This window comes from Arthrobacter sp. Ms25 (assembly GCF_059090365.1).
The window spans coordinates 472,291-496,955 of sequence record NZ_JBNHFP010000004.1; the positions used below are offsets into that span (position 1 = coordinate 472,291).

Annotated in this window: 23 protein-coding genes; 4 read left to right on the top strand and 19 right to left on the bottom strand. The window is 66.2% G+C overall.

Annotated elements, in window-relative coordinates:
- Positions 1-7 precede the first annotated feature (7 nt).
- Together AC5RT8_RS13740 and AC5RT8_RS13745 are read right to left on the bottom strand one after the other, a co-directional pair.
- Complete coding sequence (locus tag AC5RT8_RS13740; protein WP_494096255.1) at positions 8-385, bottom strand: hypothetical protein; 378 nt, start codon at positions 383-385, stop codon at positions 8-10.
- Positions 386-519: 134 nt separating this feature from the next.
- Positions 520-1,020 (bottom strand): DUF1269 domain-containing protein, encoded by a 501-nt coding sequence (locus tag AC5RT8_RS13745; RefSeq protein ID WP_494096256.1) that lies wholly within the window; start codon positions 1,018-1,020, stop codon positions 520-522.
- 200 nt (positions 1,021-1,220) lie between these two features.
- On the opposite strand from AC5RT8_RS13745, the gene AC5RT8_RS13750 reads away from it, so the two are divergent.
- Positions 1,221-2,927: a glycoside hydrolase family 13 protein gene (locus AC5RT8_RS13750; protein ID WP_494096257.1), complete on the top strand. Its 1,707-nt coding sequence runs from the start codon at positions 1,221-1,223 to the stop codon at positions 2,925-2,927.
- A gap of 14 nt (positions 2,928-2,941) precedes the next feature.
- On the opposite strand, the gene AC5RT8_RS13755 is transcribed toward AC5RT8_RS13750, so the two are convergent.
- From AC5RT8_RS13755 to AC5RT8_RS13785, 7 genes are all read right to left on the bottom strand, one after another.
- On the bottom strand, positions 2,942-4,042 hold the full coding sequence (locus tag AC5RT8_RS13755) for a carboxylate-amine ligase (RefSeq protein WP_494096258.1): 1,101 nt from the start codon (positions 4,040-4,042) through the stop codon (positions 2,942-2,944).
- A 117-nt stretch (positions 4,043-4,159) separates the two neighbouring features.
- Positions 4,160-5,248 carry a carboxylate-amine ligase gene (locus AC5RT8_RS13760; RefSeq protein ID WP_494096259.1) on the bottom strand — a complete coding sequence of 363 codons (1,089 nt, stop codon included), beginning with the start codon at positions 5,246-5,248 and terminating at the stop codon, positions 4,160-4,162.
- A 267-nt stretch (positions 5,249-5,515) separates the two neighbouring features.
- Positions 5,516-6,298 carry a class I SAM-dependent methyltransferase gene (locus tag AC5RT8_RS13765; RefSeq protein WP_494096260.1) on the bottom strand — a complete coding sequence of 261 codons (783 nt, stop codon included), beginning with the start codon at positions 6,296-6,298 and terminating at the stop codon, positions 5,516-5,518.
- Positions 6,299-6,300: 2 nt separating this feature from the next.
- Positions 6,301-7,110, bottom strand: a complete 810-nt coding sequence (gene hisN, locus AC5RT8_RS13770; RefSeq protein WP_494096261.1) for a histidinol-phosphatase — start codon at positions 7,108-7,110, stop codon at positions 6,301-6,303.
- A 107-nt stretch (positions 7,111-7,217) separates the two neighbouring features.
- A complete protein-coding gene (gene rsgA / locus AC5RT8_RS13775) occupies positions 7,218-8,333 on the bottom strand; it encodes a ribosome small subunit-dependent GTPase A (RefSeq protein WP_494096262.1) in 1,116 nt (371 codons plus the stop codon).
- Positions 8,334-8,335: 2 nt separating this feature from the next.
- Positions 8,336-9,652 carry a 3-phosphoshikimate 1-carboxyvinyltransferase gene (gene aroA / locus AC5RT8_RS13780; protein ID WP_494096263.1) on the bottom strand — a complete coding sequence of 439 codons (1,317 nt, stop codon included), beginning with the start codon at positions 9,650-9,652 and terminating at the stop codon, positions 8,336-8,338.
- Positions 9,653-9,657: 5 nt separating this feature from the next.
- Complete coding sequence (locus tag AC5RT8_RS13785) at positions 9,658-10,206, bottom strand: DoxX family protein (protein ID WP_494096264.1); 549 nt, start codon at positions 10,204-10,206, stop codon at positions 9,658-9,660.
- Between the two features lie 299 nt (positions 10,207-10,505).
- Here AC5RT8_RS13785 and AC5RT8_RS13790 point away from each other — a divergent pair, with 299 nt between their 5' ends.
- Positions 10,506-11,189, top strand: a complete 684-nt coding sequence (locus AC5RT8_RS13790; protein WP_494096265.1) for a sigma-70 family RNA polymerase sigma factor — start codon at positions 10,506-10,508, stop codon at positions 11,187-11,189.
- Complete coding sequence (rsrA, locus tag AC5RT8_RS13795; RefSeq protein WP_255790082.1) at positions 11,186-11,446, top strand: mycothiol system anti-sigma-R factor; 261 nt, start codon at positions 11,186-11,188, stop codon at positions 11,444-11,446. The genes AC5RT8_RS13790 and rsrA overlap by 4 nt, the downstream gene beginning before the upstream one ends.
- A 107-nt stretch (positions 11,447-11,553) precedes the next feature.
- Here the strand turns inward: rsrA and AC5RT8_RS13800 are convergent, their stop codons facing one another.
- Both AC5RT8_RS13800 and AC5RT8_RS13805 read right to left on the bottom strand, forming a co-directional pair.
- Positions 11,554-11,628 carry a 50S ribosomal protein bL37 gene (locus tag AC5RT8_RS13800; protein ID WP_369299106.1) on the bottom strand — a complete coding sequence of 25 codons (75 nt, stop codon included), beginning with the start codon at positions 11,626-11,628 and terminating at the stop codon, positions 11,554-11,556.
- A 126-nt stretch (positions 11,629-11,754) separates the two neighbouring features.
- On the bottom strand, positions 11,755-12,975 hold the full coding sequence (locus tag AC5RT8_RS13805; RefSeq protein ID WP_494096266.1) for an acyl-CoA dehydrogenase family protein: 1,221 nt from the start codon (positions 12,973-12,975) through the stop codon (positions 11,755-11,757).
- Positions 12,976-13,135: 160 nt separating this feature from the next.
- Between AC5RT8_RS13805 and AC5RT8_RS13810 the strand changes: the two genes are divergently transcribed.
- Positions 13,136-13,642 (top strand): MarR family winged helix-turn-helix transcriptional regulator, encoded by a 507-nt coding sequence (locus AC5RT8_RS13810; RefSeq protein ID WP_494096267.1) that lies wholly within the window; start codon positions 13,136-13,138, stop codon positions 13,640-13,642.
- 9 nt (positions 13,643-13,651) lie between these two features.
- Here the strand turns inward: AC5RT8_RS13810 and AC5RT8_RS13815 are convergent, their stop codons facing one another.
- From AC5RT8_RS13815 to AC5RT8_RS13850, 8 genes are all read right to left on the bottom strand, one after another.
- The gene (locus AC5RT8_RS13815; protein ID WP_494096268.1) at positions 13,652-14,431 is read right to left on the bottom strand and encodes an enoyl-CoA hydratase; all 780 of its coding nucleotides are present in this window, start codon (positions 14,429-14,431) and stop codon (positions 13,652-13,654) included.
- Between the two features lie 48 nt (positions 14,432-14,479).
- The gene (mmsB, locus tag AC5RT8_RS13820) at positions 14,480-15,403 is read right to left on the bottom strand and encodes a 3-hydroxyisobutyrate dehydrogenase (RefSeq protein WP_494096269.1); all 924 of its coding nucleotides are present in this window, start codon (positions 15,401-15,403) and stop codon (positions 14,480-14,482) included.
- A complete protein-coding gene (locus tag AC5RT8_RS13825; protein WP_494096270.1) occupies positions 15,396-16,472 on the bottom strand; it encodes an enoyl-CoA hydratase/isomerase family protein in 1,077 nt (358 codons plus the stop codon). The genes mmsB and AC5RT8_RS13825 overlap by 8 nt, the downstream gene beginning before the upstream one ends.
- Positions 16,472-17,971 (bottom strand): CoA-acylating methylmalonate-semialdehyde dehydrogenase, encoded by a 1,500-nt coding sequence (locus AC5RT8_RS13830; protein WP_494096271.1) that lies wholly within the window; start codon positions 17,969-17,971, stop codon positions 16,472-16,474. Before AC5RT8_RS13830 ends, AC5RT8_RS13825 begins: the two co-directional genes overlap by 1 nt.
- Positions 17,972-18,201: 230 nt before the next feature.
- The gene (locus AC5RT8_RS13835; RefSeq protein WP_494096272.1) at positions 18,202-19,986 is read right to left on the bottom strand and encodes an ABC transporter ATP-binding protein; all 1,785 of its coding nucleotides are present in this window, start codon (positions 19,984-19,986) and stop codon (positions 18,202-18,204) included.
- Positions 19,983-21,026 (bottom strand): ABC transporter permease, encoded by a 1,044-nt coding sequence (locus tag AC5RT8_RS13840; protein ID WP_494096273.1) that lies wholly within the window; start codon positions 21,024-21,026, stop codon positions 19,983-19,985. Before AC5RT8_RS13840 ends, AC5RT8_RS13835 begins: the two co-directional genes overlap by 4 nt.
- Before the next feature lie 11 nt (positions 21,027-21,037).
- On the bottom strand, positions 21,038-22,570 hold the full coding sequence (locus AC5RT8_RS13845) for an ABC transporter permease (RefSeq protein WP_494096274.1): 1,533 nt from the start codon (positions 22,568-22,570) through the stop codon (positions 21,038-21,040).
- Between the two features lie 111 nt (positions 22,571-22,681).
- A complete protein-coding gene (locus AC5RT8_RS13850) occupies positions 22,682-24,442 on the bottom strand; it encodes an ABC transporter family substrate-binding protein (protein ID WP_494096275.1) in 1,761 nt (586 codons plus the stop codon).
- Between the last annotated feature and the right edge of the window lie 223 nt (positions 24,443-24,665).

Sequence of the window (24,665 nt, forward strand, 5' to 3'; positions counted from 1 at the left end):
CCAGCCCTCAGGCGCCGGCGGAATTTCCGCCGGCGTCCACGACTCCAATGAAGCGGGTCCCGACGCCGGGGTACTCGGTGCGTACCGCTCCGGCAGGCAGTTCGGGAAGTTCCCGCACCCGGTGGTCCTCACAGGCGATGAAGGTGAAATCCGGCCACCATTTCTTCGGCCGGGCGGTCTCGGTATATCCGCAGACGGCGCAGGACAGCTGCACCCAGACCGGCCGCTTTCCGGTCCGGTTGGCCCGGGACTGGACCAGCCATCCGGGCGGGTCAGCCTGGAGCCGGGCCAGCTCGGTGTCCTCCATCCGCGCGGGAAGGCCGTGGCGGGTGGCCATTTCGAGCGGAATGTCAAGGATCTGGGCGGCTTGGCGTCGTGTAATCATCGCGTTAAACGATACCGGGCCGGGCAGGTGCAGACTAACGCTGCCGGCGGCGTAGGCGAGGCCGGTGAGCCTGCCGGAACAGAAAAGGACGGCGGCCGTTTGGCCGCCGTCCTTCCGTATACCCGTCCCTGCGTCTAGGCCGGGGTGGACTCAAAGAAGGCTTCCCGCAGGTTTTCCTCCTGGTCCTTGGAAAGGTTCGTGTAGATCAGCTTTGCGCCGGAGAAGTCCTTGAAGGCTTCTGCCACCCGGTCTTCGACGGCGTTGGAGGACAGGACGAACAGCGCCGAACTGCCGGGGGTGACTTCCTGGCGCACCTGGGAAATGAAATCGTCGTTGATGCCCACGTCCACCATGGATCCGGACATGGCGCCGATGGCGGCGCCCACTGCGGCACCAATGAGGGGCACAAAGAAAATGAGGCCGAAAAGCAGCCCCCAGAAGCCGCCGCCCAAGGCGCCGGCCCCCACCATGTTGTGTTCCTGAATGGTCTTGGGCTTCTTCCGCCCCTCAGGCCACGTCACGATGGCTTCGTCCTGCACATTGATCAGGCCCTGGGACTCCAGGCTCGCGAGCGTCTGCGTTGCGCGTTCGGCAGCGTCCGCATCCGAGAATTTCCAAACGGTCAGTGTTGCCATGGCAGTTACTCCAAACGGTTGAGTTCTTCGACAGGTCCGCACCCGGACCTGTCGGCAGCGCCAACGCTAGTGCCGCGTACCGGTGCGGACAAGGAAAACGGGCGACCCGGGCAGAGGCTGCACGGTAAGGCACTGCGGGCCTGTGCTGGCCGCCTGTCCGGACGTATTATGCGAAGACACGGTGAAAGGACGGGGTGTCCATGGCGTCATCTCGCGGTCCCGCCTGGTGGACAAACGCCGTCGTCTACCAGATCTATCCGCGCAGCTTTGCCGACTCGAGCGGCGACGGCATCGGTGACCTCGGGGGCATCATCGACCATCTGGATTACCTGGCCGAGCTGGGTGTGGACGTAGTGTGGCTGTCACCGATCCACCAGTCGCCCCAGTTCGACAACGGCTATGACATCAGCGACTACCGCCGCATCGACGCAATGTTCGGGACGGACGAACAGTTCGACCGCCTGCTGGACGGCCTGCACGAACGCGGCATCCGCCTGATCATGGACCTGGTGGTCAACCACACCTCCAGCGAATATCCCGGCTTCCAGTCCTCGAGGGCCGCCAGGACCTCGCCGAAGCGGGACCGCTACTGGTGGCGGGACGCCCGCCCGGGTTTCGAACCCGGGGAACCAGGTGCCGAGCCGAACAACTGGCGCTCCTTTTTCGGCGGCTCGGCGTGGACCTTCGAACCTCGTACCGACCAGTACTACCTGCACCTGTTCACGCCGCAGCAGCCGGACCTGAACTGGGAGAACCCGCGGGTGAGGACCAAGGTGTACGCGATGATGAACTGGTGGCTGGACCGGGGAGTGGACGGCTTCCGGATGGACGTCATCAACTTCATCTCCAAGGACCCGGCGCTGCCGGACGGAGTGGTGGAGCCGGGGGAAATCTGGGGCGACGGGCAGCCGTACTTCGTTTCCGGGCCGCGCATCCACGAATTCCTGCAGGAAATGCACCGTGAGGTCTTCAGCGGCCGCAGCGGCGAATACCTGACCGTGGGGGAGACACCCGGGGCAACCGTCGAGCAGGCGCTGCTGTTCACGGATCCGCGGCGGCAGGAACTGGACATGGTCTTCCAGTTCGAACACGTCAGCCTGGACCAGGGCGCCGGCAAGTTCGATTACCGTCCGCTGTCCTTGCCTGACCTGAAGACGAGCTGGAACCGATGGCAGCGCGGTCTCGCGGAAACGGGCTGGAACAGCCTGTACCTGAACAACCATGACCAGCCGCGGGTGGTCTCCCGCTTCGGCGATGACCGGCAGTACCGCTACGAATCCGCCACCATGTGGGCCACCCTGCTGCACCTGCAGCGGGGCACTCCGTACATCTACCAGGGTGAGGAGATCGGCATGACAAGCGCCGGTTTCACCTCGATAGAGCAGTACCGGGACGTGGAATCACTGAACTACTATGCGGAGGCGCTCGGGAAGGGGATGGACCGGGAACGGATCCTTGAAGCGCTGCGCCGGATGAGCAGGGATAACGCCCGGACCCCGATGCAGTGGACCGGCGGTGCGCATGCAGGTTTTTCCGAGGTGGAACCGTGGATCCCGGTGGCAGCGAACTATCCGGCCGTCAACGTGGAAGCCGACCGCGCCGCGGACCAGTCCGTTCTTGCCTACTACCGCGCCCTGGTCCGGCTGCGGCACGAGTCGGACCTGGTCTCCCTGGGCGATTTCCACCTGCTGGACCCGGACCATCCGACACTGTTTGCCTACCGGCGTACCCGCGGGGACCGGGCCCTGCTGGTCCTGGGCAACGTGTCCGGGGAAGAGCAGCAGATACCGTCGGACCTGGAGGCCGGGGAACTGGTGCTGGGCAATTACGCCGAGGCGGGGGACCGCCGCCTGCTCCGGCCTTGGGAAGCCCGGATCCTGGACATTTCCGTCTATCCCGGCGGCTGACGGCTGCGGGGTTGCTACTGCTCAGCGGTCAGGCTGTGCGCGTACAGGTCAAGGAGCGCCGAAAGTCCGCCCTCCTGCATGGCCCGGCGCTGCCGCTGGGCACCCGTTCCGTGTTCCCAGAGACCTGCCAGGCCGGCATTCACCCACTCGGTGTCCCCTTCCTCCGCCAGCGCGTCGGAGATGAAGGCCATGAGGTCCTCGACGCGGGTACGCGCCGGTACCAGCCGGGCGGATACCGGATCCACGAGGCTGCCGCCGAGCCCTTCCCGGGCGGCCTGCCACATGGCGGCGTCCAGCAGTTCGTCGTCGGGCCGGGAATACGGCACACCCGCGCGGGCCTGGGCGACGGCGGTGCTGACCAGTCCTCGGATGATGCCCCCGAGCAGGACGGAGTCCCGGGCCCTTAGCTGCGCATCGCCGGCCCGAACTTCCAGGGTGGGGTAGGTATCCGAGAGCCTGGCCATCCACGTGAGCACTCCGCGGTCGATGATGGCTCCCGTGTCCACCAGCCGCTGGATCCGCCGCTCGTAGTCGGCGGCATCGCGGAACAGGGGAGCGCAGCCCTGCACCGGCCACCGGCGGTAGTGCACAACCCGCCAGCTGCCGAAACCGCTGTCCCGGTCCAGCCAATAGGGGGAGTTGGTGCTGAGGGCGATGACGGCGGGAAGCCATTCCCGGATCCGGTTCAATGCCTGGACGCCGGTTTCCTTGTCCGGCACCGCGACGTGCACGTGCAGGCCGTTGACGAACTGGTCGCCGACAATGCCCGGGGCACTTGCCTGGAGGTCCCGGTAGCGGTCCTTGTCCGTCAGTTCCGGGTAATGCTCCTCGATGCGCGGTGCGCTGGCGCTGCCGGAGGCGATCACCCCGGCCTTCCGGGCGCCGGCGTCCAGCTGGGTGCGGAAGTTGAGCAGGTATTCCTCAGCCTCGGTCAGGGTGGAGGAAACCGGTGTGGCCGTTTCGATCTGGCAGCTCAGCAGCTCACGCTGCACCTCGTCCTCGGTGACGCGGGGAGAGTCCTGCAGGAAGGCTTCGACTTCTGCAGCCTTGTGGACCGGCAGGCCGGTGACGGGGTCGAGCAGCAGGAATTCCTCTTCGATGCCCAGTGTTGCCATTTCAGTTCTCCCGTGGATTTGGCGGCCGGACCCCAACCGGTGCCGCTGGTTTTGTCGTGTTTGAGCCTAGTAGGCCATCGGGCCCCTTTGCCAAATCGGCCGTGGCGCCGGCAGGGGTCAGCCGGCCTCGGAACCCAGCGACCGGGCGTACAGTTCCGCCAGCGCCGGGTATCCGCCGGTACGGACGGCTGTCCGCTGCCGCTCGGCCCCGGTGCCGGAGGTCAGGACCCGGGCAATGCCGGCCCTCACGAAGTCGGTGTCACCGGCGTCGTCCAGCGCCTGCGCCACGAACTCCAGCAACACCCGCAGGTGCGCGGCGGCGGGGGTGCTGCCGCCGGGATGCGCGAGCAGGTTCCCGCCCAGACCGAAGCGGGCCGCCTGCCATAGCCCGGCGTCGAGCAGTTCCGGCTCCGGGACGTCGGCAGCCGGCTCGGCGGCCGCCAGCGTACTGACCAGCGCACGTATCAGCGCCGCCAGCAGGAGGGAGTCCCGGGCCTCAAGCTGGGCGTCGGCGATCCGGACCTCAACGGTGGGATAGTTTTCGGAGAGCCGGGCTGCCCAGCCTACGTGGCCGGCGTCAAGTACCACGTCGGTGGCCAGCAGCCCCTGGAGCCTGCGGTCGTAGTCGGCGGCATCGGCGAAAACTGGCGGGCAGCCCTGCACCGACCAGCGCCGGTAGTGGACCATCCGCCAACTGGCGAAGCTGGTGTCCTGCCCCCGCCAGTACGGTGAGTTGGCTGCCACGGCGCCCAGCAGGGCCAGCCAGGGACGAAGTCCGTTCAGCACCCGGACGCCGGTGTCCCGGGAAGGGATTCCCACGTGGACATGGGTGCCGTTGACATACTGCTCATTGGCGACCGCTCCGGTGAGGGCGCCCATCCGCTGGTATCGGTCGGTGCTGTTGAGCACTGCCGGGGTTTCGGGGATCCGCGGTGCCGCACCGGTGGCGGCCACGCCGACCCCCGCCGCTGCTGCTGCCGCGGCGAGCCTGGAGCGGAAGCCCAGGAGCGCGTCCATCGCGTCCGAACGGGTGGTGCAGACCCTGGTGGCGCTCTCCACCTGCGCCTCCAGCAGCTCCGCGGAACTGGTGAAATTTGCCTGTTCCGGGGACATCAGAGCGCGCGTAAGTTCCTGTGCTCCGGTCGGGAACCCGGTCCGGGGGTCGACCAAGAGGAATTCTTCTTCGATGCCGAAGGTGAAGACCATGGGTAGTTCTCCCTGCACCGGCCGCGCCGGATTCCGACAATTCTATGTAGGCCCGTGCGGCGGCGCACCCCGACGGCACCCAGAGGGACAGTAGGGCCAGAAGCCCGGCGCCGGCGGCCATACAGCCCAGAACCAGATTCAACGCTATGTTGGCTGCCGCCGCAATGCGCCGCGCTGTCCGCTGATCCGGCCCAGCGCCAGGCCGACGGCGGCGGCGAGCAGGCCCACGCTCAGGAGAAGGTAGGGGCCGGGGTCCTCACGCCGGGTTCATGCCGTCCGTACCGCCCGCCAGGTCAGGGTGAGGTAGGGCAGGTCCAGGAGATCCCCGGGTGCATGTCCGAGGTGCTCGTAAAGGTACCAGGAGAGGTTCGAGTGCAGTTTTTCCCGCGCGGCGGTGTCGGCGGACAAGTAGAACGCACGGGACCGGGCCAGTTCACACAGGTCTTCCGGGGTCATCGGCTGCGTCCAGGCCACGGTGGAGGACTCTTCGAGCGTGAACTCGGGGCCCAGCTCCGGCCGGAAGCCAGGGCGCAGGACATCACCGGCATGGATGATGCGCGAATAGCGGTGGACCCAGGGAACGCTTACATCGAGCTGGTTCCAGACCAGTCCCAGGATGCCGTGCGGGCGCAGGATGCGGGCGAACTCCCGGCTTGCAGCGGCGGGATCGCACCAGTGCCAGGCCTGGGCAACGGTCACCGCATCCTGGCTGGACGCAGGCAGGCCGGTGGCTTCGGCCGTGCCGACCGCCACCGGAACATCCGGAAGCAGCAGGGAGAGCTGGTTCAGCATGTCCCGGGACGGATCCACGGCGCAGACGTTCACCCCGGCGGCCCGCAGCTCGCGGGTGTATTTCCCCGTGCCGGCGCCGACGTCGGCCACATCCCGGACCGGGGGCGCGCCCGGTGCTTCGGAGCGGTCCAGCAGCCAGCGCACGGCTTCGGCGGGATAACCGGGGCGGATCCGGTCATAGTGTTCCCCGCCTGCCTGGTAGCTGTCCGCCAGCTGCCGGCGGCGCAGCGCCTCGAGCCGGGGTCCGGAAGCACCCACGGTTACAGAAGGTCGTCCAGATCGGGATTCAGCCGCTGCAGCACCTCACTGTGCAGTGTCCCGTTGGTGGCCAGGGCGTTTCCACCGAACGGGCCGTCTTCGCCTTCCAGCGAGGTGAAGCGCCCGCCTGCCTCGGTGACGATCGGCACGAGGGCAGCCATGTCATAGAGGTTCAGCTCGGGTTCGCAGGCAATGTCCACTGCGCCCTCGGCAACCATGCAGTAGGACCAGAAGTCGCCGTAGGCACGGGTACGCCAGACGGTCTCGGTCAGGTCAAGGAACTCTTCCAGGTTGCCGCGGTCCTTCCAGCCGCCGAGGCTGGAATAGGACATCGACGCATCCGAGAGCCGGGAGACGTTCGACACCCGCAGCCGGGTGGCGGCGGCAAGGGACCGGCCCATATAGGCGCCGGTTCCGGTAGCGGCCCACCAGCGCTTTCCCAGGGCGGGGGCACTGACGACGCCGACCACCGGCACGCCGTCGTCGACCAGGGAGATCAGCGTGGCCCATACGGGGACGCCGCGGATAAAGTTCTTGGTGCCGTCGATCGGATCGATGATCCACCGCCGCGGGCCCGAGCCGCTGGAACCGAACTCCTCGCCCAGGACGGCGTCGCGGGGCCGGGCGCGTGAGAGCTGTCCGCGGATGGCATCTTCGGCGGCCTTGTCCGCATCGGTTACCGGGGTGAAGTCCGGCTTGGTTTCGATCTTCAGGTCCAGGGCCCGGAACCGGGACATGGTCTGGTCATCCACGGAGTCGGCCATCACGTGGGCCAAGCGCAGGTCATCGTTGTAGTTCTGAACGAACGGCATACTGTCCAACTTATCCTTAGTCGGCGGGCACAACCCCGCATTACGCCCGTTAGCGGGCGGTGTCCTGACAAATCCCTGCGGCTACAAACCTGCCGTCCCGGGTAACGCTATTGCTCCCCGAGCTCCTTTGCGGAGGATCTGTTCTCCGTGCGGGTGCCGGTGCCCAGCAGCCGGCGCAGCGAGGCTAGCCGTGCGGGCCCTGCGGGTCCGGCGTGTCCGCCTTCCACCCAGGGGTCCAGCCCGCAACCGACGGCGGCGGAATCGTGCCGGCATCCGCGTTCGCAGTCGGCCGTGCCCGGCTCGAGGTCGGGGAAGGCCTGCAGGATCCGGTCCGGGTCCACGTGGGCCAGGCCGAACGAGCGGATGCCCGGCGTGTCGATGATCCAGCTTCCCGCCGGAGCATCGCTTAGCCGCAGCGCCAGGGCGGAGGAGGACGTGTGCCTGCCGCGCCCGGTCACCGCGTTGACTCCTCCGGTGGCGCGGTCCGAACCCGTCAGGGCGTTGACCAGCGTGGACTTGCCCACGCCGGAGGGGCCCACCAGGACACTGACGCTTCCCTCCAGCACTTCGTGCAGGGCTTCGACGGCGCTGCCCTGCAGGTGGGCGGAGAGGCCGTCATCGGAGCGGGCGTCGATGCCGGAAGCGTCATCCGCGGCGGTGCGGCTGATGATCACGTCCAGGTCCAGGTGTTCGTAATTGGCCAGCAGTTCGGCGGGGTCCTTGATGTCCGCCTTGGTGATACACAGGACGGGGGAGATCCCGGCGTCGTACGCGGCAACGAGGGCGCGGTCGATAAAGCCGGTGCGGGGCTCGGGGTTGGCCGCTGCCACCACGATCACGAGCTGGTCGGCGTTGGCCACGACCACGCGTTCCACCGGATCCGTATCATCGGCGCTGCGCCGCAGCAGGGTCCGGCGTTCCTCCACGCGGACCAGCCGGGCCAGGGTGTCCGGTGCGCCGCTGACATCGCCGACGAGTGCCACCAGGTCCCCGGCCACCACCGGGGTGCGCCTCAGCTCCCTGGCGCGCGCGGCAATGACGGTGCGCTCGTTGGCGGTGTCTTCATCCACCACAGCTGTGTAGCGGCCGCGGTCGACGGTGATGATCCGCCCGATGACGGCGTCGTCGTGGGCCGGGCGGTCCTTGGTACGGGGCCGCGAGCCTTTCTTATTCGGCCGGACGCGGACGTCGGATTCGTCCCAGCCGCTGGTACTGCGTGGCATGCTTAGGCTCCCGCCGATCGGGTCAGCTGCTGCCAGAGTTCGGGGAACTGCGGCAGGGTCTTGGCTGTCGTGGAAATGTCGCGGACGACGACGCCGGGTACGGCGAGGCCGATCAGGGCGCCGGCGGTGGCCATCCGGTGGTCGGCGTAGGTTTCCCAGGTGCCTCCGTGCAGCGCGGCCGGCCGGATGATCAGGCCGTCCGGTGTTTCTTCGGCATCGCCGCCGAGCCGGCGGATTTCAGTGACGAGTGCGGCAAGCCGGTCCGTCTCATGGCCGCGGAGGTGCGCTATCCCGGTGAGGCGGGACGGTGAATCCGCCAGTGCGCAGAGAGCGGCAACCGTGGGTGCCAGTTCGCTGGTATCGGCAAGGTCCGCGCCGTGGATGCGGCCGGTGCCGGTGACCGTGAGGGTACCGTCGGTCAGATGGACGGACGCTCCGAGCTCAGGGAGGATTCTCCGCCACTTGTCTCCGACCTGGGTGGTGGCGGCCGGCCAGCCGCTGATCCGGACCGTCCCGCCCGTGACAAGGGCCGCGGCGAGGAAGGGGCCCGCGTTGGACAGGTCCGGTTCAATGGCTGTGTCGAAGGCGGCAATGGAGCCGGGCGACACCTTCCATTCGCCGGGGACGGAGTCGTCGACCTCGACTCCGACGCCGCGCAGCACGGAAACGGTCATGGCAATGTGGTCCGGGCTCGGCAGCGTGCTGCCCCGGTGGACAAGGTGCAGGCCGGCATCGAAGCGCGGCGCTGCCAGCAGCAGGGCTGAAACGAATTGGGAGGAGGCCCCGGCGTCGATGTCCACGCGGCCTCCGGTGACGCGGCCGGAACCGGTGACCGTGAAGGGCAGGGAACCGGCACCGCCGTCGTCCACCTCGATGCCGAGGGCGCGGAGGGCGCCGATGATGGCGGACATGGGGCGGGAACGGGCGTGCGGGTCGCCGTCAAAGGCGGTGGTGCCGCCTGCAAGGGCCGCCAGGGGCGGGACGAAGCGCATCACCGTCCCGGCCAGGCCGCAGTCCACCCGGCGCGTTCCGAAGGCGGCTGCCGGAAGGGGATCGATCAGCAGGTCCGGTCCGAAGGCGCCGTCGCCCTCGACGGCCGTGACTGTTGCTCCGAGGCTGCGGAGGGCGGAGACCATCAGGTCCGAGTCCCGCGAATGCAGGGGTGCCCGCAGCCGGGACCTGCCGTCGGCAAGGGCGGCGAGGACCAGGTATCGGTTGGTCAGCGACTTCGAACCCGGCACGCAGACGGTTGCGTCAACGGGCGAGGATACGAGGGGTGCCGGCCAGTCTGCCGGCACCCCGGCATTCGGAGCGCTCATTGCTGCTAGGAACCGACGATGTCCGAAGCGGCGTTGGAGACGGCCTTGAGCTGCTTGCGCGTGCTCTTGGACACCGACTTGGATACTGCACGGGTCTTGCGGCCGGTATCCGAGGCCAGGTGGCCGGCACGCCAGGCCAGGCCCGGACGGCCGTTGGTGTCCACTGCAGCGAGCAGTACGCCTCCGATGAGGGAGAGGTTCTTGAGCAGCTGGTTGCGCCGCTCCTTCCGCTCTGCTGCGGTGGAGGCTTCCGCGTTGCGGTACTCCACCACGGAGTTCAGAGCGGCGGTCCCGGCCAGCAGGAGGGACGCCAGGCGGGAAAACTTGCCCATGCCGAGCATGGAGGCGGCACCTACCTGCGTGTAGCCGACAACCTTGGCCACGAGTGCCGGGTTGGAGGTGAATGCTGCGGCGGAAGGAACAGCGGACCCGATTTTCTTCAGCGTGGGGGTGAGCTGTTCAGCGGTCTGGTCGGCATTGCGAAGGCGCTCAACGCCTACGGCTACGAAACCGGTGGCGAGCAGCGGGCGGGCAATCAAACGGACTATCGACATAAGTGCACTCCTGGGAAATCCATCAGTTACGCGTACAAAAACGACATGTGGTGCTGCTTCCACCTTAGTCTGGCATTCCGCGGACTCCGGAACACGTGCCGTTTGGCGCGCTGCGGCCAGCCCGGAGGAGCGGCGGGAATAGCGGGCCGGGCGCCGTGGTTGGCACCAGTATCAGGATGTGCTTTGTCTACAGGCAGGAGAAAAGCATCGTGCCAGCCGCCACGCTGACCGCAGCGCGGACCGTCCCCGGGCCGAAGCTAAGCGTCCGGGTTCCGTCCCGCACCGTAGACTGGGAGGTGATGAGAACTGATGCGCCGGAAGGCAGCCCCCACGTGGAAAACTTCGAGCTCGACGTTGCCACCGAATCGGACGAGGCACGCAAGCTTCGCTTCGAGCAGGACGCCATGCAGTATGTGGACCAGCTCTATTCGGCGGCCATGCGCATGGCGCGCAATCCCTCGGATGCGGAGGACTTGGTCCAGGAGGCCTACACCAAGGCGTTTTCCGCTTTTCACCAGTACCGGCCGGGAACCAACCTTAAGGCCTGGCTCTACCGCATCCTGACCAACACCTACATCAACCTTTACCGCAAGCGGCAGCGGGAACCCCTGCAGGCCAACTCCGATGGTGTTGAGGACTGGCAGCTGGCCCGCGCGGCCGAGCACAGCTCCACCGGGCTCCGCTCGGCGGAGGCAGTAGCGCTGGACCACCTGCCGGATTCCGATGTGAAAGACGCCCTGCAGTCCATTCCTGAGGAGTTCCGGCTTGCCGTGTACTTCTCCGATGTGGAGGGCTTCGCCTACAAGGAAATTTCAGAAATCATGAACACGCCGATCGGCACCGTGATGTCCCGGCTGCACCGCGGACGCAAGATGCTCCGCGAGCTCCTGGCGGAGTACGCACATGAACGCGGTATCAAGGGCAAAATGTCCGCAGCCGAAGCCGCCGGCGCATCAACCAAGAAACAGGGGAATGAGCTATGAGCGATTGCCAGAGCCTGGGCGATTGCGACGACGCCCGCATCGAACGGCTGTATGAATACCTGGACGGCGCCCTGTCCCACGATGACCTCGTGGAAATCAAGGAGCACCTCGACGGCTGCCCCGAGTGCGCCCAGGAACATGACCTGGAGTGCGTGATCCGTTCCGTCGTGAAACGCTCCTGCACGGAGGCGGCGCCTGAGACGTTGAAGGCCAGCATCCTGACGCGTATCAGCCAGATCCAGACGGCGGACCACTAGGCAAGAGGTCCTGTGCGCAGCCGCAGACGTAAAAGAACCCCCGGCACCAATCGGTTCCGGGGGTTCTTTTGCCTGACCAACTGGTCACGCGGCTACCAAAGCTCTGCTTAGGTGTTGGGACGCTTACCGTGGTTAGCGCCGCCGCGCTTACGGTCACGACGCTTGCGTGCACGCTTGCTCATAGCTGCCTCCTTTGATTCGAAAAGTTCTGCCCTCCAGTGTCCCACATGCCTTACGTGCACGCCTAACGCGTGCCCCGGCCCGACGCCGGTGCTGGCGGTCCGGCCGGGCCGGACTTTTCCGGCCGCCTAGACGAACGCCGATTTCCCGGTGACGGCCCGGGCCACGATCAGTGAATTGATTTCGTAACTGCCCTCGTAGGTATAAAGGATTTCGGCATCTCCGAAGAGTTTGCCCATTTCATAGTCCGTGCTGATTCCGTTACCCCCCAGCAGGGACCGTCCCATGGCCACCGATGCCCGCGCCAGACGGGTGGTGGTGGACTTGGCCATCGCCGCCTGGACCATTTCCAGCCGGCCGTCTTCCTGGATCCGAGCCAGCTGTACCATCAGCGAGAGCGAGACGGAGGCGTTGCCCAGGATTTCGGCCAGCTGCTGCTGGATCAGCTGGAACCGGGCAAGCTCCCTGCCGAACTGTTTCCGATTTAACGCGTAGGCGCGTGCGATGTCGAATGCGGCCAGCTGGATGCCGGCGGCCTGCCAGCCCACCCAGGCGCGCGAATCGCGCAGCAGCTCATTGGCCTTGGAAAAGTCGGTGGCGCCGGGCAGCAGGTTGGCTGCCGGGATGCGGACGCCGTCGAGGGCAATGTCCGCGTTCTGCATGATCCGCAGCCCGATCTTGTTCCCGATCTTCGCGGCCGTGTACCCCGGCCGGTCCGTTTCGACGATGAAGCACTTTATCTGCTGGTCCGCGACGTCCCTCGCCCAGACCAGGGCAAAGTCGGCAATGGTGCCGGCGCCGATCCAGCGCTTGGCGCCGTCGATCACCCATTCGTCCCCCTCACGGCGTGCCGTGGTGGACAGTCCTCCGGCTATGTCCGATCCGTGGTCCGGCTCGGTCAGGGCGAAGGCCCCGATGCTGGTCAGAGCGGTGAGTCCCGGCAGCCAGCGGGCCTTCTGTTCCTCGGAGCCGAGCTGGTGGATCATGCCGACAATCAGCTCATTGTGGATTCCCACCAGTGCGGAAAGGGAAACATCGGCCCGCGCCACCTCCGCGTACATGAGTCCCTTGAACAGCTTTGACGTCCCGTCCGTCTGCAGTGCTCCGAGGCCGTATTTGCCCAGCTCGGCCACCAGGGCCACGGGGAATTCCTCCCGGTTCCAGTAGTCGATCGACGCCACCCGGATCCGGGACTGGAGGAAGGCCCTTACCTCCCGGTAGCGGGAGCGCTCATCCGGCGGGAGAAGGTCAACGATGTACAGGGGATCAACGTCGGGGAAGGGCGGGATTTCCAGGTTCCGTCCGGTGGCAGGTCCTTGTGTCGGCACGGGCAAACATCCCTTCGTCATGACCCGGAACGACAGTGGACCGGCTCTGCTAAACCCTTGGACGTCCTACTATATTGCAGCGTGACGGAGGTCACCATTGCGCCGCCCGCGGCCCGGGCGGAAGCAGCGCGGAAAAGCTAGGCTTGGCCTATGACAGCCAGAACGGGAAGCCGGGGGTGCCGTGGCAACGCCGCTGCCGCGTGATCCCATCGCGGACGCACGGTCGAATTGGGAACGGCACGGCTGGTCCGATGCCGCCGCACCGATGGCCGCAGTCACGGCGATCATGCGTACCCAGCAGATTCTGCTGGCCAGGATCGAGGAGGTACTGAAGCCGTTCGGCCTGACCTTTTCCCGGTACGAACTCCTCACCCTCCTCAGCTTTGCCCGCAGCGGGGCGCTGCCCATGAACAAGGCCAGCGCGCTTCTGCAGGTACACCCCACCTCGGTGACGAACGCCGTCGACCGCCTGCAGCATGCGGGCCTGGTACTCCGCACGCCGCATCCCACGGACGGACGCACCACCTTGATCGAACTGACGCCTCAGGGACGGACGCTGGCCAAGCAGGCGACCTTGGCATTGAACTCGGCGGTGTTCGCGCACTCCGGATTCGAAGAGCAGGACGTGGATCAGCTGATCCGGATCCTCGGCAGGTTCCGCAGGAACGCCGGCGACTTCAGCGGATGAGGTCCCGTTTCAGCGGTGGGTGAAGTCCGGCTTGCGCTTCTCGACGAAGGCAGCCATGCCTTCCTTCTGGTCCTCGGTGGCGAACAGCGAGTGGAAAACGCGCCGTTCGAAGAGCACTCCCTGGGCCAGCCCGGTCTCGAAAGCCGCGTTGACGGCTTCCTTGGCTATCAGGGCCACCGGCTTGGACTTGGAGGCAATGACCTCGGCGGCTTTCACGGCTTCCTCCACCACATCCGCAGCCGGCACCACGCGGGAAACCAGGCCGGCACGTTCGGCTTCCGCGGCGTCCATCCGGCGCCCGGTCAGGATCATATCCATCGCCTTGGCCTTGCCGACGGCGCGGGTGAGCCGCTGGGAACCGCCCATGCCGGGGAGGACTCCGAGATTGATTTCCGGCTGGCCGAATGCCGCGTTGTCTCCGGCGATGATGAAGTCGCACATCATTGCCAGCTCGCAGCCGCCGCCCAAAGCGAACCCGGACACGGCGGCGATCACCGGGATACGCAGGCGCGTGAAGTCTTCCCAGCCGCGGAACCAGTCCGCGGCATACATGTCCATGTAGCCCTTGGACTGCATCTCCTTGATGTCCGCACCGGCAGCGAAGGCCTTGCCGGAGCCGGTGATCACCACCGCCCCGACCTCTGGGTCGGCGTCCATGGCGGACACGGCGTGCACCAGTTCGTCCATGGTGGCCTTATTGAGCGCGTTCAGCGCCTCGGGCCGGTTGAGCGTAACGAGCCCCACCCGTCCGCGCTGCTCTACGAGAATGCTGGTGTACTGCTCCGTCATGCCTGGCCCCTCAGTTGCGGATTCAGAATCGTGTAGTGCGCAAAGACCCTAGTGCGCGGACTTGTCCCGGATATCGGTGATGATGCCGGAGAAGTCCCGGCCCGCGCCGCCTTCAGCAGCAAAGTCATCGTAGATGGCGGACGCGAGCGGTCCCAACTGCGCGGCGACGCCGGTGCTTTCGAGGGCGTTGAGGGCCAGCTTGAGGTCCTTGGCCATCAGGGCCCCGGCGAAGCCCGGCTGGTAGTCCCGGTTGGCGGGGCTGGCGGGCACCGGACCCGGGACGGGGCAGTTGGTGGTCAGTGCCCAGCACTGGCCGGAGGCCGCGGAGGCGACGTCGAACAGGGCCTGGTGGGTCAGGCCCAGCTTTTCGCCCAGCACAAAGGCTTCGCTGACCGCGATCATCGAGATTCCAAGAATCATGTTGTTGCAGATCTTGGCGGCCTGCCCTGCGCCCTGGCCCCCGCAGTGCACAACGCGCCGGCCCATCACCTCGAGCATCGGCGTAACCGCTGCGAAGTCCTCCGGCAACGCGCCCACCATGAACGTCAGCGTGCCTGCCTCGGCGCCCACGACGCCTCCGGAAACCGGCGCGTCCACGGCCCTGTGCCCGGCAGCAACCGCGAGGTCCGCCGCCTCGCGGGCCTCCTCCACGTTGATCGTGGAGCAGTCCAGGAAAAGGGTGCCGGGCGCGGCGGCCTCGAGCAGTCCCGGCTCGCCTCCGGTACCGCCGTAGGCGTCCAGCAGGTGCTTGCCGCTGGGCAGCATGGTGAGGACCACCCCGGCACCGGCCACCGCGTCCGCGGCAGTGCCGGCAGTGGTGATGCCGTTGTCCCGGGCTGTTTCGAGGGCGGCGGGCACCACGTCGAAGCCGGTCACCGGGTATCCGGCGTTCACGAGACGGACGGCCATCGGCCCGCCCATGTGGCCCAGTCCGAGGAAGGCGACCGGCGTAGTGGATGTGGGCTCAGGCATTGTTGTCCTCCTTGGAAAGAATCAGTTCACGGTCGCCCAGCGGTGCGAAATAGGAGGCGACGTCGTCGTCGCCCACCTCCGCCAGGGTGGCGGGCTGCCAGCGCGGGGAATAGTCCTTATCCACCACCTGGGCACGGATGCCCTCCCGGAAATCGGAGCCTGCAAGGAACCGCAGTCCCACCCGGTACTCCTGCTCGAGGGCTTTCTCCAGGCTCAGTCCCTTCACCCGGCGCAGGGATTCGAGCGCCACTTTCACGGCGGTCGGGGATTTGGCCGCAATCGCCTCGGCAGCCTTGGCTGCCTGCTCCTCACCGGTGTTGTCCCGCAGCCGGCGCACGATCTCTTCCGCATCGTTGCCCGCATAGCAGGCGTCAATCCATTCCTGTCCGGCGAGTCCCGACGGCGGGGCCTCCTCCGCGAAACGCGCGACGGCGGCGTCCGCGGGCTCGTTTTCCAGGGCCCGGGCGAGGTCGGGCAGGTTCGCGGAAGGAATGAAGTGATCCGCGAACCCCAGGAACAGGGCGTCGGCGCCGCTGAGGTGGGCGCCGGTGAGGGCTGCATGCGTGCCGGTCTCTCCGGGGGCGCGGGAAAGCAGCAGGGTTCCGCCGACGTCGGGTACGAAGCCGATGGTGGTCTCGGGCATGCCCAGCCGGGTGCGTTCCGTGACAATCCGGACGGAGCCGTGTGCGGAGATTCCCACTCCGCCCCCGAGCACCAGGCCGTCCATGAAGGCCACATAGGGCTTGGGGTAGGCCGAAATGAGCGAGTTGAGCGTGTATTCGTCCGCCCAGAAGGCTGCCGAAGCGTTGCCGCCGTCGAGCATGTCACGGTAGATGGCCACGATATCGCCGCCGGCGCACAGCCCGCGGTCGCCGGAGCCGCGCACCAGCACGGCCGCCACGGCGTCGTCGTCCGCCCAGAGCCTGAGCTGCTCCAGCATGGCCGAAGCCATCCCGGCAGTCAGCGCATTAACCGCCCGCGGACGGTTCAACGTGACCACTCCGAGCCGGCCGCGGCGTTCGAACAGGATCTCCTCGGTGGCAGGGGCCTGCTGGCCCGTCGTCGGCATCAGCTGCCTTCCGGCATGACGAAGCTGGCACCGGTGCGGATGCCCGATGGCCAGCGGGTGGTGACCGTCTTGGTCTTGGTGTAGAAGCGGAACGCATCGGCGCCGTGCTGATTGAGGTCGCCGAAACCGGAGGCCTTCCAGCCGCCGAAGGTGTAGTAGGCGATGGGGACCGGAATCGGGACGTTGATGCCCACCATGCCGACCTGGACCCGGCTGGCGAAATCCCGGGCGGAGTCGCCGTCCCTGGTGAAGATCGCCACCCCGTTGCCGAACTCGTGCTCGCTGCACAGGCGCAGTGCCTCGTCGTAGTCCTCCGCCCGGAGGACGCTGAGCACGGGGCCGAAGATTTCTTCCTTGTAGATCGTCATGTCCTTGGTGACGTTGTCGAACAGGGTGGGCCCGACCCAGAAGCCGCCCTCGTAGCCCTCAACCGTCAGTCCGCGCCCGTCCGAGCGCAGGGTGGCGCCTTGGTCCACTCCGGCCTGAATATAGCCTTCGATCCGTTCCTTTGCGGACGCCGCGACGACCGGTCCGAAGTCAGAGTCCCCGGCGAGGCTGTGGCCCACTTTCAAATCTGCGATCCGCTCTTCCAGCTTGGCCACGAGCGCATCGCCGGTGGCCTTGCCGACCGGCACGGCCACGGAGATCGCCATGCAGCGTTCGCCGGCGGAGCCGAAGCCGGCACCGATCAGGGCATCGGCTGCCATGTCCAGGTCGGCGTCGGGCATGATCACCATGTGGTTTTTCGCGCCGCCGAAACACTGGGCGCGTTTTCCGTGCGCCGCGGCAGTGGCATAGATGTACTGCGCAATCGGCGTGGAGCCGACAAAGCCGACGGCCTGCACCCGCGGGTCCTCCAGCAGGGCATCCACTGCTTCCTTGTCGCCGTTGACCACGTTGAAGACGCCGGCAGGAAGGCCTGCCTCGGTGAAGAGTTCGGCAAGCCGCAGGGGGACGGAGGGGTCCCGCTCCGAGGGCTTGAGGACGAAGGAGTTGCCGGCCGCGAGTGCGGGGCCGGCTTTCCACAGGGGAATCATGGCGGGAAAGTTGAACGGCGTGATCCCCGCGACGACGCCGAGCGGCTGGCGCAGGGAATGGACGTCGATGCCCGCGCCTGCGTTGTCCGAGAATTCACCCTTGAGCAGATGCGGGGCACCGGCAGCGAATTCCACGACCTCTATGCCCCGCTGGATGTCGCCCTTCGCGTCGGCGAGGGTCTTGCCGTGTTCGGAAGACAACAGCGTGGCCAGTTCGGTCAGGTTCTGGTTCACCAGGTCCACAAACCGAAGCAGGATCCGGCCCCGCCGCTGCGGGTTCATGGCCGCCCATTCCGCCTGCCCCTTTTCCGCATTGGACACCACGTTGCGGACTTCCTCAGCGCTGGCCAGCGGCACCTTCGCCTGGACCTCGCCCGTGCAGGGATCATAGACATCGCCGAAGCGTCCGGAGGCGCCTTGCAGCTGCTGTCCGCCGACGTAATGGGATAGCTCCCGAACCATAATGGAATGCTCCTTTGCACCGTGGAATGCCGAAGCGCCTTCGGCTAAATGTGAGCCGTGACACTTTCGTCCACCCCAACATACCCCACCTGAATTCCGGACCGTCTGCGCGGCGTGCGGGCGGCCGCGGCAACCGTTCCCATCGCATACTGCGGGGGCTTAAACAGCTGCGGCGGCGCCGCGGGGAAGCTGGACTTCCGCCGCCGGCGCCGCCGCAGCGGTGGGCGCTGTTATTCCGTACTGCCGGCTGCGAGCAGTGCGTTGCGCTGCTCGCGGCGGTAGGCCTGCTCCGCCGGGTCCGGTACCGGGGCCGCGGCCAGCAGGCGGCGGGTGTACGGATCCTGCGGGTATTTCAGGACCTGTTCGGTGGAGCCCTGTTCCACCATCCGGCCCTTGTTCAGCACCGCGATGTGGCTCGCGAGGATTTCCACTACGGCCAGGTCGTGGCTGACGAACAGGCAGGCAAAGCCGTATTCCTGCTGCAGGTCCTGCAGCAGTGCCAGGACGCGGGCCTGGACGGACACGTCCAGTGCCGACGTCGGCTCATCCGCCACGAGCAGGGACGGGCGCAGCGACAGGGCCCGCGCGATGCCCACGCGTTGGCGCTGGCCGCCGGAGAGCTCGTGCGGATACCGGTTGCGGAAACTCCTGGGCAGCTGGACATCGTCGAGCAGGTTCTCCACCCGCTTGTCGAGTTCGGCCTTGGCGAGCTTCTCATGGAGGAACAGCGGTTCGCCGATGCTTTCGCCGATGGACATGCGGGGGTTGAGCGAGGCTGCCGGGTCCTGGAACACGATGGCGAACTTCCGCCGCAGCGGCCGCATCTTTTTCGGGGAGAGGCCGGCAATGTCGGTTCCGTTGATCCGGACGCTACCCTCGGCTACCGGCAACAGGCCCGTCACGGCGCGGCCGATGGTGGATTTGCCCGAGCCGGATTCCCCGACCAGGCCCATCACTTCGCCCGGCATGATGGTGAAGGAGACATCGGAGACGGCGCGGAAGGCCGGCTGGCGGAACCTTCCCGGATACTCGATGGCTACATTCTCCAGCTGCAGGGCCGGTGTCTGCGATGAGGTAGGCTCGGCGACTTCCTCGGAGGCCAGCATCACGGCGCGCGGTGCGTCGGTGATCTGCAGCGAACCGTCGTCTTCGACCTCGACGGCGGCGAGCACCCCGCCGACCTTGGAACCAAGGTGCGGGACGGCGTCGAGCAGGGATTTTGTGTAGTCCTGCTGCGGGGCGCCGAACAGGTCGGGCACGGCGGCGGCTTCCACGATCCGGCCGTTCTGCATCACGATCACGTTGTCGGCCAGGTCGGCCACCACACCCATGTCGTGGGTAATGAGCAGGATGGCACTGTTGAGGCGCTTGTTGAGTTTGCGCAGCAGCTCCAGCACCTCCGCCTGGACAGTGACGTCCAGGGCGGTGGTCGGTTCGTCGGCAATCAGCAGGATCGGGTCATTGGCGATGGCAATGGCGATCATGGCCCGCTGGCGCTGGCCGCCGGAGAACTGGTGCGGGTAGTTGTCGTAGCGGGTTTCCGGATCGGGGATCTCCACCATGCGCAGCAGCTCGATGGCCCGTTCCTTCGCCTGGGCGGGGGAGGCATCGGTGTGCTGCTCGATGATTTCCTTGACCTGTTCGCCCACCGTGAGTACCGGATTCAGTGCCGTCATGGGTTCCTGGAAGATCATCGCGATGTCATTGCCGCGGACCTTCCGCAGGGACGACTGGGAGGCGCCGATGAGCTCCTTGCCCAGCAGCTTGGCGCTGCCGCTGGAGCGCCCGTTGCCGGGCAGCAGGCCGAGCAGGGCCATGGAGGACATGCTCTTGCCCGAGCCGGATTCCCCCACAATCGCCAGGATCTCCCCGGGATACACCCGGTAGTTGACGTCCTCGGCCGCCATGACCCATTCATTGTCGACGTTGAAGTCGACGCCGAGCCCGGTCACCTCAAGGATGGGGGTACCGTTCCCCGCCTCCGGTGTGTCGCTGTATACCGGTGTGGAGGTCATTGCTTGTTCCTTGTCTGTCGGGGATCGAAAGCGTCCCGGAGCCCGTCGCCGATGAAGTTCACGGCGAGGGCAATGGCCACGATGAACACGCCCGGCCAGAGGAAGACCCAGGGGCGCACGGTCATCGCGGACCGGTTCTCGTTAATCAGCTTGCCCAGGGAAGTGTCCGGGTCGCGTACGCCCAGGCCCAGGAAGCCCAGGGCGGTTTCGAGCAGGATCGCCCCGGAAATAGCCAGGGTGGCCGACACGATGATGACGCCCACCGTGTTGGGCAGGATGTGCTTGAAGATGATTCGGGCCGAGCTTGCCCCGACGGACTTGGCTGCCTCGACGAATTCCTTTTCGCGCAGGGAAAGGAACTCGCCGCGGACAATCCGGGCGAGCCCGGTCCAGGTGAGCATCCCCAGGAAGATCGCGAACACCACGATGCCGGACTTGGCAACCACCGTGGACAGCACGGCCGCAACCACCAGCAGCGGGATGGTGATGATGACGTCGGTGAAGCGCATCAGGACGGCTTCGACCCGGCCCCGGTAGTAGCCCGCCAGTGCCCCGACGACGGTGCCGATGACGGTGCCGACAATGCCGACAATGAAGGCGATGATCAGCGAGATCTGCGCGCCGCGCATGGTCATGGCAAAGTAGTCGCGGCCGAGGGCGTCCTGGCCGAAGGGGTGGTCGCCCAGCCCCGTCCAGGACAGCGTGGGCCTGCCGCCGTCGATGGTTTCCTGCACGTCGGAGAAGGTGTGCTTCCACCAGCCGGGAATGTGCAGCGGTCCGACCGTGATGCCGATCGAGGTGAACGCGAGGAGCACGATGAACACCAGGGCGATCACTCCGCCCATGGCGCCCTTGTGCCGCAGGAAGCGTTCCCGGACCAGTTGGGACTGGCTCTTGGCTTCCGTGATCTTGGGATCCTGGATGACGGCCCGCGTGGCGGGGGAGTCCGCCGTGACGCTCCGCTGGCTCTCCAGCGTCACGGCCGCCAGCTCGGGGCTGCTTTCCTTTGGCCCGTTGGCGGGAATCTTGTTTTCTGTCATTGCTCTACCAATCAGTTCAGGCTGATACGCGGGTCGAGGAACGCATAAGCGATATCCGCCAGCATGTTGAAGGTCACTGCTGCAACACCCGTCACGAGGAAGAACGCCATGATGACGTTGGGGTCCACGTTGTCGAGCCCGTCGGTGAACATTTTGCCCATGCCGTTCCATCCGAAGACCGACTCGGTGACCACGGCTCCGCCGAGCACGCCGGCGAAGTCGAAGGCCATGAGGGTGGTGATCGGGATCATGGCGTTGCGGAAGGCATGCTTGACCACGACGGTCCGCTCGCTCAGGCCCTTGGCCCGGGCGGTCCGGATGTAGTCCTGGGTCATCACGTCGAGCTGGCTGGCCCGGGTGTAGCGGGTGTAGGTGGCGAAGGAAATCAACATGATCGCTACGGTGGGCAGCACCAGGTACAGCGCGTAGTCCAGGTTCACTTCCCAGAAGGTTCCCTCGAGGTTGGGGGTGGATGAGCCGGTCGTGGGGATCGGCCTGCCCCCGGTCTTGCGGGAGAGCGACGGGTAGGCGTGCAGCAGGGCGTCCAGGAAGATGATGAACCCGATCAGCAGGCCGACGACGGCGGTCAGCCGGCGGGTCTGCCTGGCGTAGGGCCCGCCTACAAAGTGCCCGATGGCTGCCGATACGGCTACGGTGACCAGCGCCAGGGCGGCGATGGTCAGCCAGTTTGGATCCTGCATCAGGCCGGTGGTCGCCAGGTAGCCGACGAAACCGGCGGCCGCGGTGGCTAGCGCAGCATAGACAATCCGCCGGCGGCGGAACCCGGCGAAGAGCGCCGTGGCCCCGAGGGCAATGGCGAAGGCACTGACCAGGATCCCGACGGCACCGAAGCCGGGCGTGGTGAACCAGTTGCCGAGCAGCAGGAGCAGCATCGTGACCGAAGTAGCCACGGCTGCGATCGCGAAGACCTGGATCCGGCGGCGGCGGTCTCCGCCGATGATGACCATCCAGACCAGCCCGGCTACCAGTCCCAGGAGCACGATGCCCAGATAGGACATGGTGGGGTTCCCCAGCCAGGTGTTGAGGCTGATGGCCAGGTACTGCTTGAGCAGGGTGGAGAGCCAGAACAGCGGCATGGAAAAGAGGAGGAAGGCGACGAAGGTGATCGAGTAGTCGAACACGCTGTACTGCCGCAGTGCGGTGACGACGCCGACGAGGACGCCAAGGATGATCGCCAGCACCGTTGCTACGACCACCAGGCGGAAAGTGGAACCGACCGCGGATTGGAGCTGGTCGACGACGGGGTTGCCGACCCGGTCCAGGCCCAGCGTGCACTGTGCCCCGCCGGGGATGATGCACCGGCCGATTTCCTGGAGCCACAGCAGGTAGCGGATGTGGATCGGCTCATCCAGGTGCATTGCTTCGGTGCGGGCCGCGATGCGGGTTTCCCGGTCCTCGTTACGCAGTTCGGCCAGGTCGTGGAGGGGATCACCGGAATTGACGGCCAGGATAAACATGAGTGCGGTGGCGGCCAGAAGGATGAAGAACGAGCTTACCGCTCTTTTGAGAATGAAGTAGAACACCGTGGGGCTCCTTGGGATGGGACTGAAGAACACCGCGGACATAAGCAGAGGGATGGGCAGACCCGATGTCTGCCCATCCCCGCTTATGCCGCGGCTAGCGTGGTGCTGCGGCTAGGCCTGCTTCGTCCACTTGTAGGCGTTCCAGGTGATGCCGTTCTGGCTCGGATTCAGCTCCACGCCGTCAAGCTGGGCCGAATGCGCAACCACGCCGGAGTTCGCGAAGAGGACCACGTTGTAGACCTCGGCGGCGAGGATTTCCTCCACCTGGGTCTTCAGTTCCTTCACCTCATCGGCATCGGTGGAGCTGGCAATCTGCTCCCAGAGCTTGTCGACCTCGGCGTTGTTGAACTTGCCGTAGTTCTGCTCTCCGTCCGAGACGTAGATGGACTGGCCGCTGGCAGCCAGGCCGGAACCGGCCCAGGCGAACAGGGCGGCATCCCAGGCTCCGGGCTCAGCGAGCTTGGCACTCCAGTCGGCGTCCGGGCTGGGAATGATGTCGAAGCCCGCCTCGGTGCAGGAATTGTCGATCAGGGTGGTGATGTCGGCGCGCACCTGGCTGGTGGCGGAGTACATCAGGCGGACCGAGACAGGTTCGGTCTTGCCGGCATCGGCGAGGAGCTTCTTGGCGCCCTCGATGTCCACCTCGTCGTATTCGCTGGCAGACGGTGCACCTTCGAGGACTTCTTCGTATTCCTCCTGGCCCGGCTGGTATTCGCGCAGGTTGTCCACCGTGGTGCTTTCATTGATGGGCTTGGCGAACTTCTCGACAATGTCGGCGCGAGGTACGCACTTGGCGAAGGCCTGCCGGACGGCCAGGTCCTTGAACACGCCGTTCTCCGACTGGTCCAGGTCAATGTGGCTGAAGGTCAGTTCGGGGCCGGTGAGCATCTCGACGGAATCGCCGATGTTTTCGATGGCGGTCTTCGTGTCCACGGTGGGGCTGGCGGGCTCGATGATGTCGACCTCGCCGTTTTCCAGGGCCTGTACGGCTTCGGTGTCCGCGATGGTCTTGAAGACGATGGTTTCGGTCTTGCCCTTGCGCTCTTCGCCCCAGTAGTTCTCGTTGCGCTTGAGGGTCAGGGTGCCGTCGGTGGCATTGTCCAGCATGTACGGGCCGGAGGACGGGATCAGTGCCTCGTCCGGCAGGGTGGTGAGATCCGCTTCGTAGTTCCACCCGGTGTTCCAGAACTCGGCCATGGGTGTCAGGGCTTCGAGGTCCATGTCCTGGATGGCCGTGATGAGCTCTTCGCCGTTGTTGTCGGTGCTCATGCCGCCCTGCTCTGCCGCGATGTGCGCCGGCATGATCGGGCCGATCATCATGGCTTCCCAGTCTGCGTACGGGGTGTTGAAGACGATGTCGAACTCTTTGTCGCCGGCTTCGCCCTCGATCATCTTGGTCTGCGAGAAACCGTTGGTGGAGGACGGCTGGAAGATGTTCTCTTCCGGGGAGGGACCGACCTGGCCGGAGAATGCCGCCCAGTTCAGCAGGACGTCGTCGAAGTCGATGGGGGTGCCGTCGGACCACTTGGCGTCTTCGTTGATTTCGTAGTGCACGGTCAGGGGATCGTCACTGGTCTTTTCGAAGGTGCCGAACTCGTCGTCGTGGATGACGCCGTCGGGGCTGTACTCGACAAAGTTGCTGTGCACCAGGTTGTCGACGTAGCTGTTGTACGTGCTGTTGGTGTTGGCGGTGCTGGAGTTGTAGGCGTCGGGTGCCTGGCTGATGGCAATGTTGAGGGTCGAAGCGATGTTCTCGGTAGTTGGCTCCGAGCTCTCTTCGGTTTCGGTCCCGCCCCCGGCTGAGCCGCAGGCACCCAGGAACAGGGCCCCCACGGAGAGTGCGGCAAGAGCTGCCGTGCGCTTAGTACGCATCTGTAGTCCTAACTGGTGATGAGGAGTCAGGAACCACCAAAGATGGCCCCCCACGGCGGCCGTGATGACCGCCACATGTGGAGAAACAGTAACCACAAATTGTTTCCGCCGTGATGCAAGTTACACGTTGTTAACCGATCGTTATGGCGGTTTTACCCCCGCACAGCGGAAATCAGCGCGGATACAAGCAAAAAACCCTCCCGGCAGGTGCCGGGAGGGTTTG

Bases quoted from the DNA above. Each gene is read 5' to 3' on its own strand.
- AC5RT8_RS13835 (WP_494096272.1), bottom strand. From the start codon at position 19,986: ATGACCTCCACACCGGTATACAGCGACACACCGGAGGCGGGGAACGGT.
- AC5RT8_RS13850 (WP_494096275.1), bottom strand. From the start codon at position 24,442: ATGCGTACTAAGCGCACGGCAGCTCTTGCCGCACTCTCCGTGGGGGCC.
- AC5RT8_RS13830 (WP_494096271.1), bottom strand. From the start codon at position 17,971: ATGGTTCGGGAGCTATCCCATTACGTCGGCGGACAGCAGCTGCAAGGC.
- rsgA (WP_494096262.1), bottom strand. From the start codon at position 8,333: ATGCCACGCAGTACCAGCGGCTGGGACGAATCCGACGTCCGCGTCCGG.
- AC5RT8_RS13750 (WP_494096257.1), top strand. From the start codon at position 1,221: ATGGCGTCATCTCGCGGTCCCGCCTGGTGGACAAACGCCGTCGTCTAC.
- AC5RT8_RS13790 (WP_494096265.1), top strand. From the start codon at position 10,506: ATGAGAACTGATGCGCCGGAAGGCAGCCCCCACGTGGAAAACTTCGAG.
- AC5RT8_RS13840 (WP_494096273.1), bottom strand. From the start codon at position 21,026: ATGACAGAAAACAAGATTCCCGCCAACGGGCCAAAGGAAAGCAGCCCC.
- AC5RT8_RS13760 (WP_494096259.1), bottom strand. From the start codon at position 5,248: ATGGTCTTCACCTTCGGCATCGAAGAAGAATTCCTCTTGGTCGACCCC.
- AC5RT8_RS13825 (WP_494096270.1), bottom strand. From the start codon at position 16,472: ATGCCGACGACGGGCCAGCAGGCCCCTGCCACCGAGGAGATCCTGTTC.
- AC5RT8_RS13805 (WP_494096266.1), bottom strand. From the start codon at position 12,975: ATGACGAAGGGATGTTTGCCCGTGCCGACACAAGGACCTGCCACCGGA.
- AC5RT8_RS13785 (WP_494096264.1), bottom strand. From the start codon at position 10,206: ATGTCGATAGTCCGTTTGATTGCCCGCCCGCTGCTCGCCACCGGTTTC.
- AC5RT8_RS13815 (WP_494096268.1), bottom strand. From the start codon at position 14,431: ATGACGGAGCAGTACACCAGCATTCTCGTAGAGCAGCGCGGACGGGTG.
- mmsB (WP_494096269.1), bottom strand. From the start codon at position 15,403: ATGCCTGAGCCCACATCCACTACGCCGGTCGCCTTCCTCGGACTGGGC.
- AC5RT8_RS13755 (WP_494096258.1), bottom strand. From the start codon at position 4,042: ATGGCAACACTGGGCATCGAAGAGGAATTCCTGCTGCTCGACCCCGTC.
- rsrA (WP_255790082.1), top strand. From the start codon at position 11,186: ATGAGCGATTGCCAGAGCCTGGGCGATTGCGACGACGCCCGCATCGAA.
- hisN (WP_494096261.1), bottom strand. From the start codon at position 7,110: ATGCCGTTCGTTCAGAACTACAACGATGACCTGCGCTTGGCCCACGTG.
- AC5RT8_RS13745 (WP_494096256.1), bottom strand. From the start codon at position 1,020: ATGGCAACACTGACCGTTTGGAAATTCTCGGATGCGGACGCTGCCGAA.
- AC5RT8_RS13740 (WP_494096255.1), bottom strand. From the start codon at position 385: ATGATTACACGACGCCAAGCCGCCCAGATCCTTGACATTCCGCTCGAA.
- aroA (WP_494096263.1), bottom strand. From the start codon at position 9,652: ATGAGCGCTCCGAATGCCGGGGTGCCGGCAGACTGGCCGGCACCCCTC.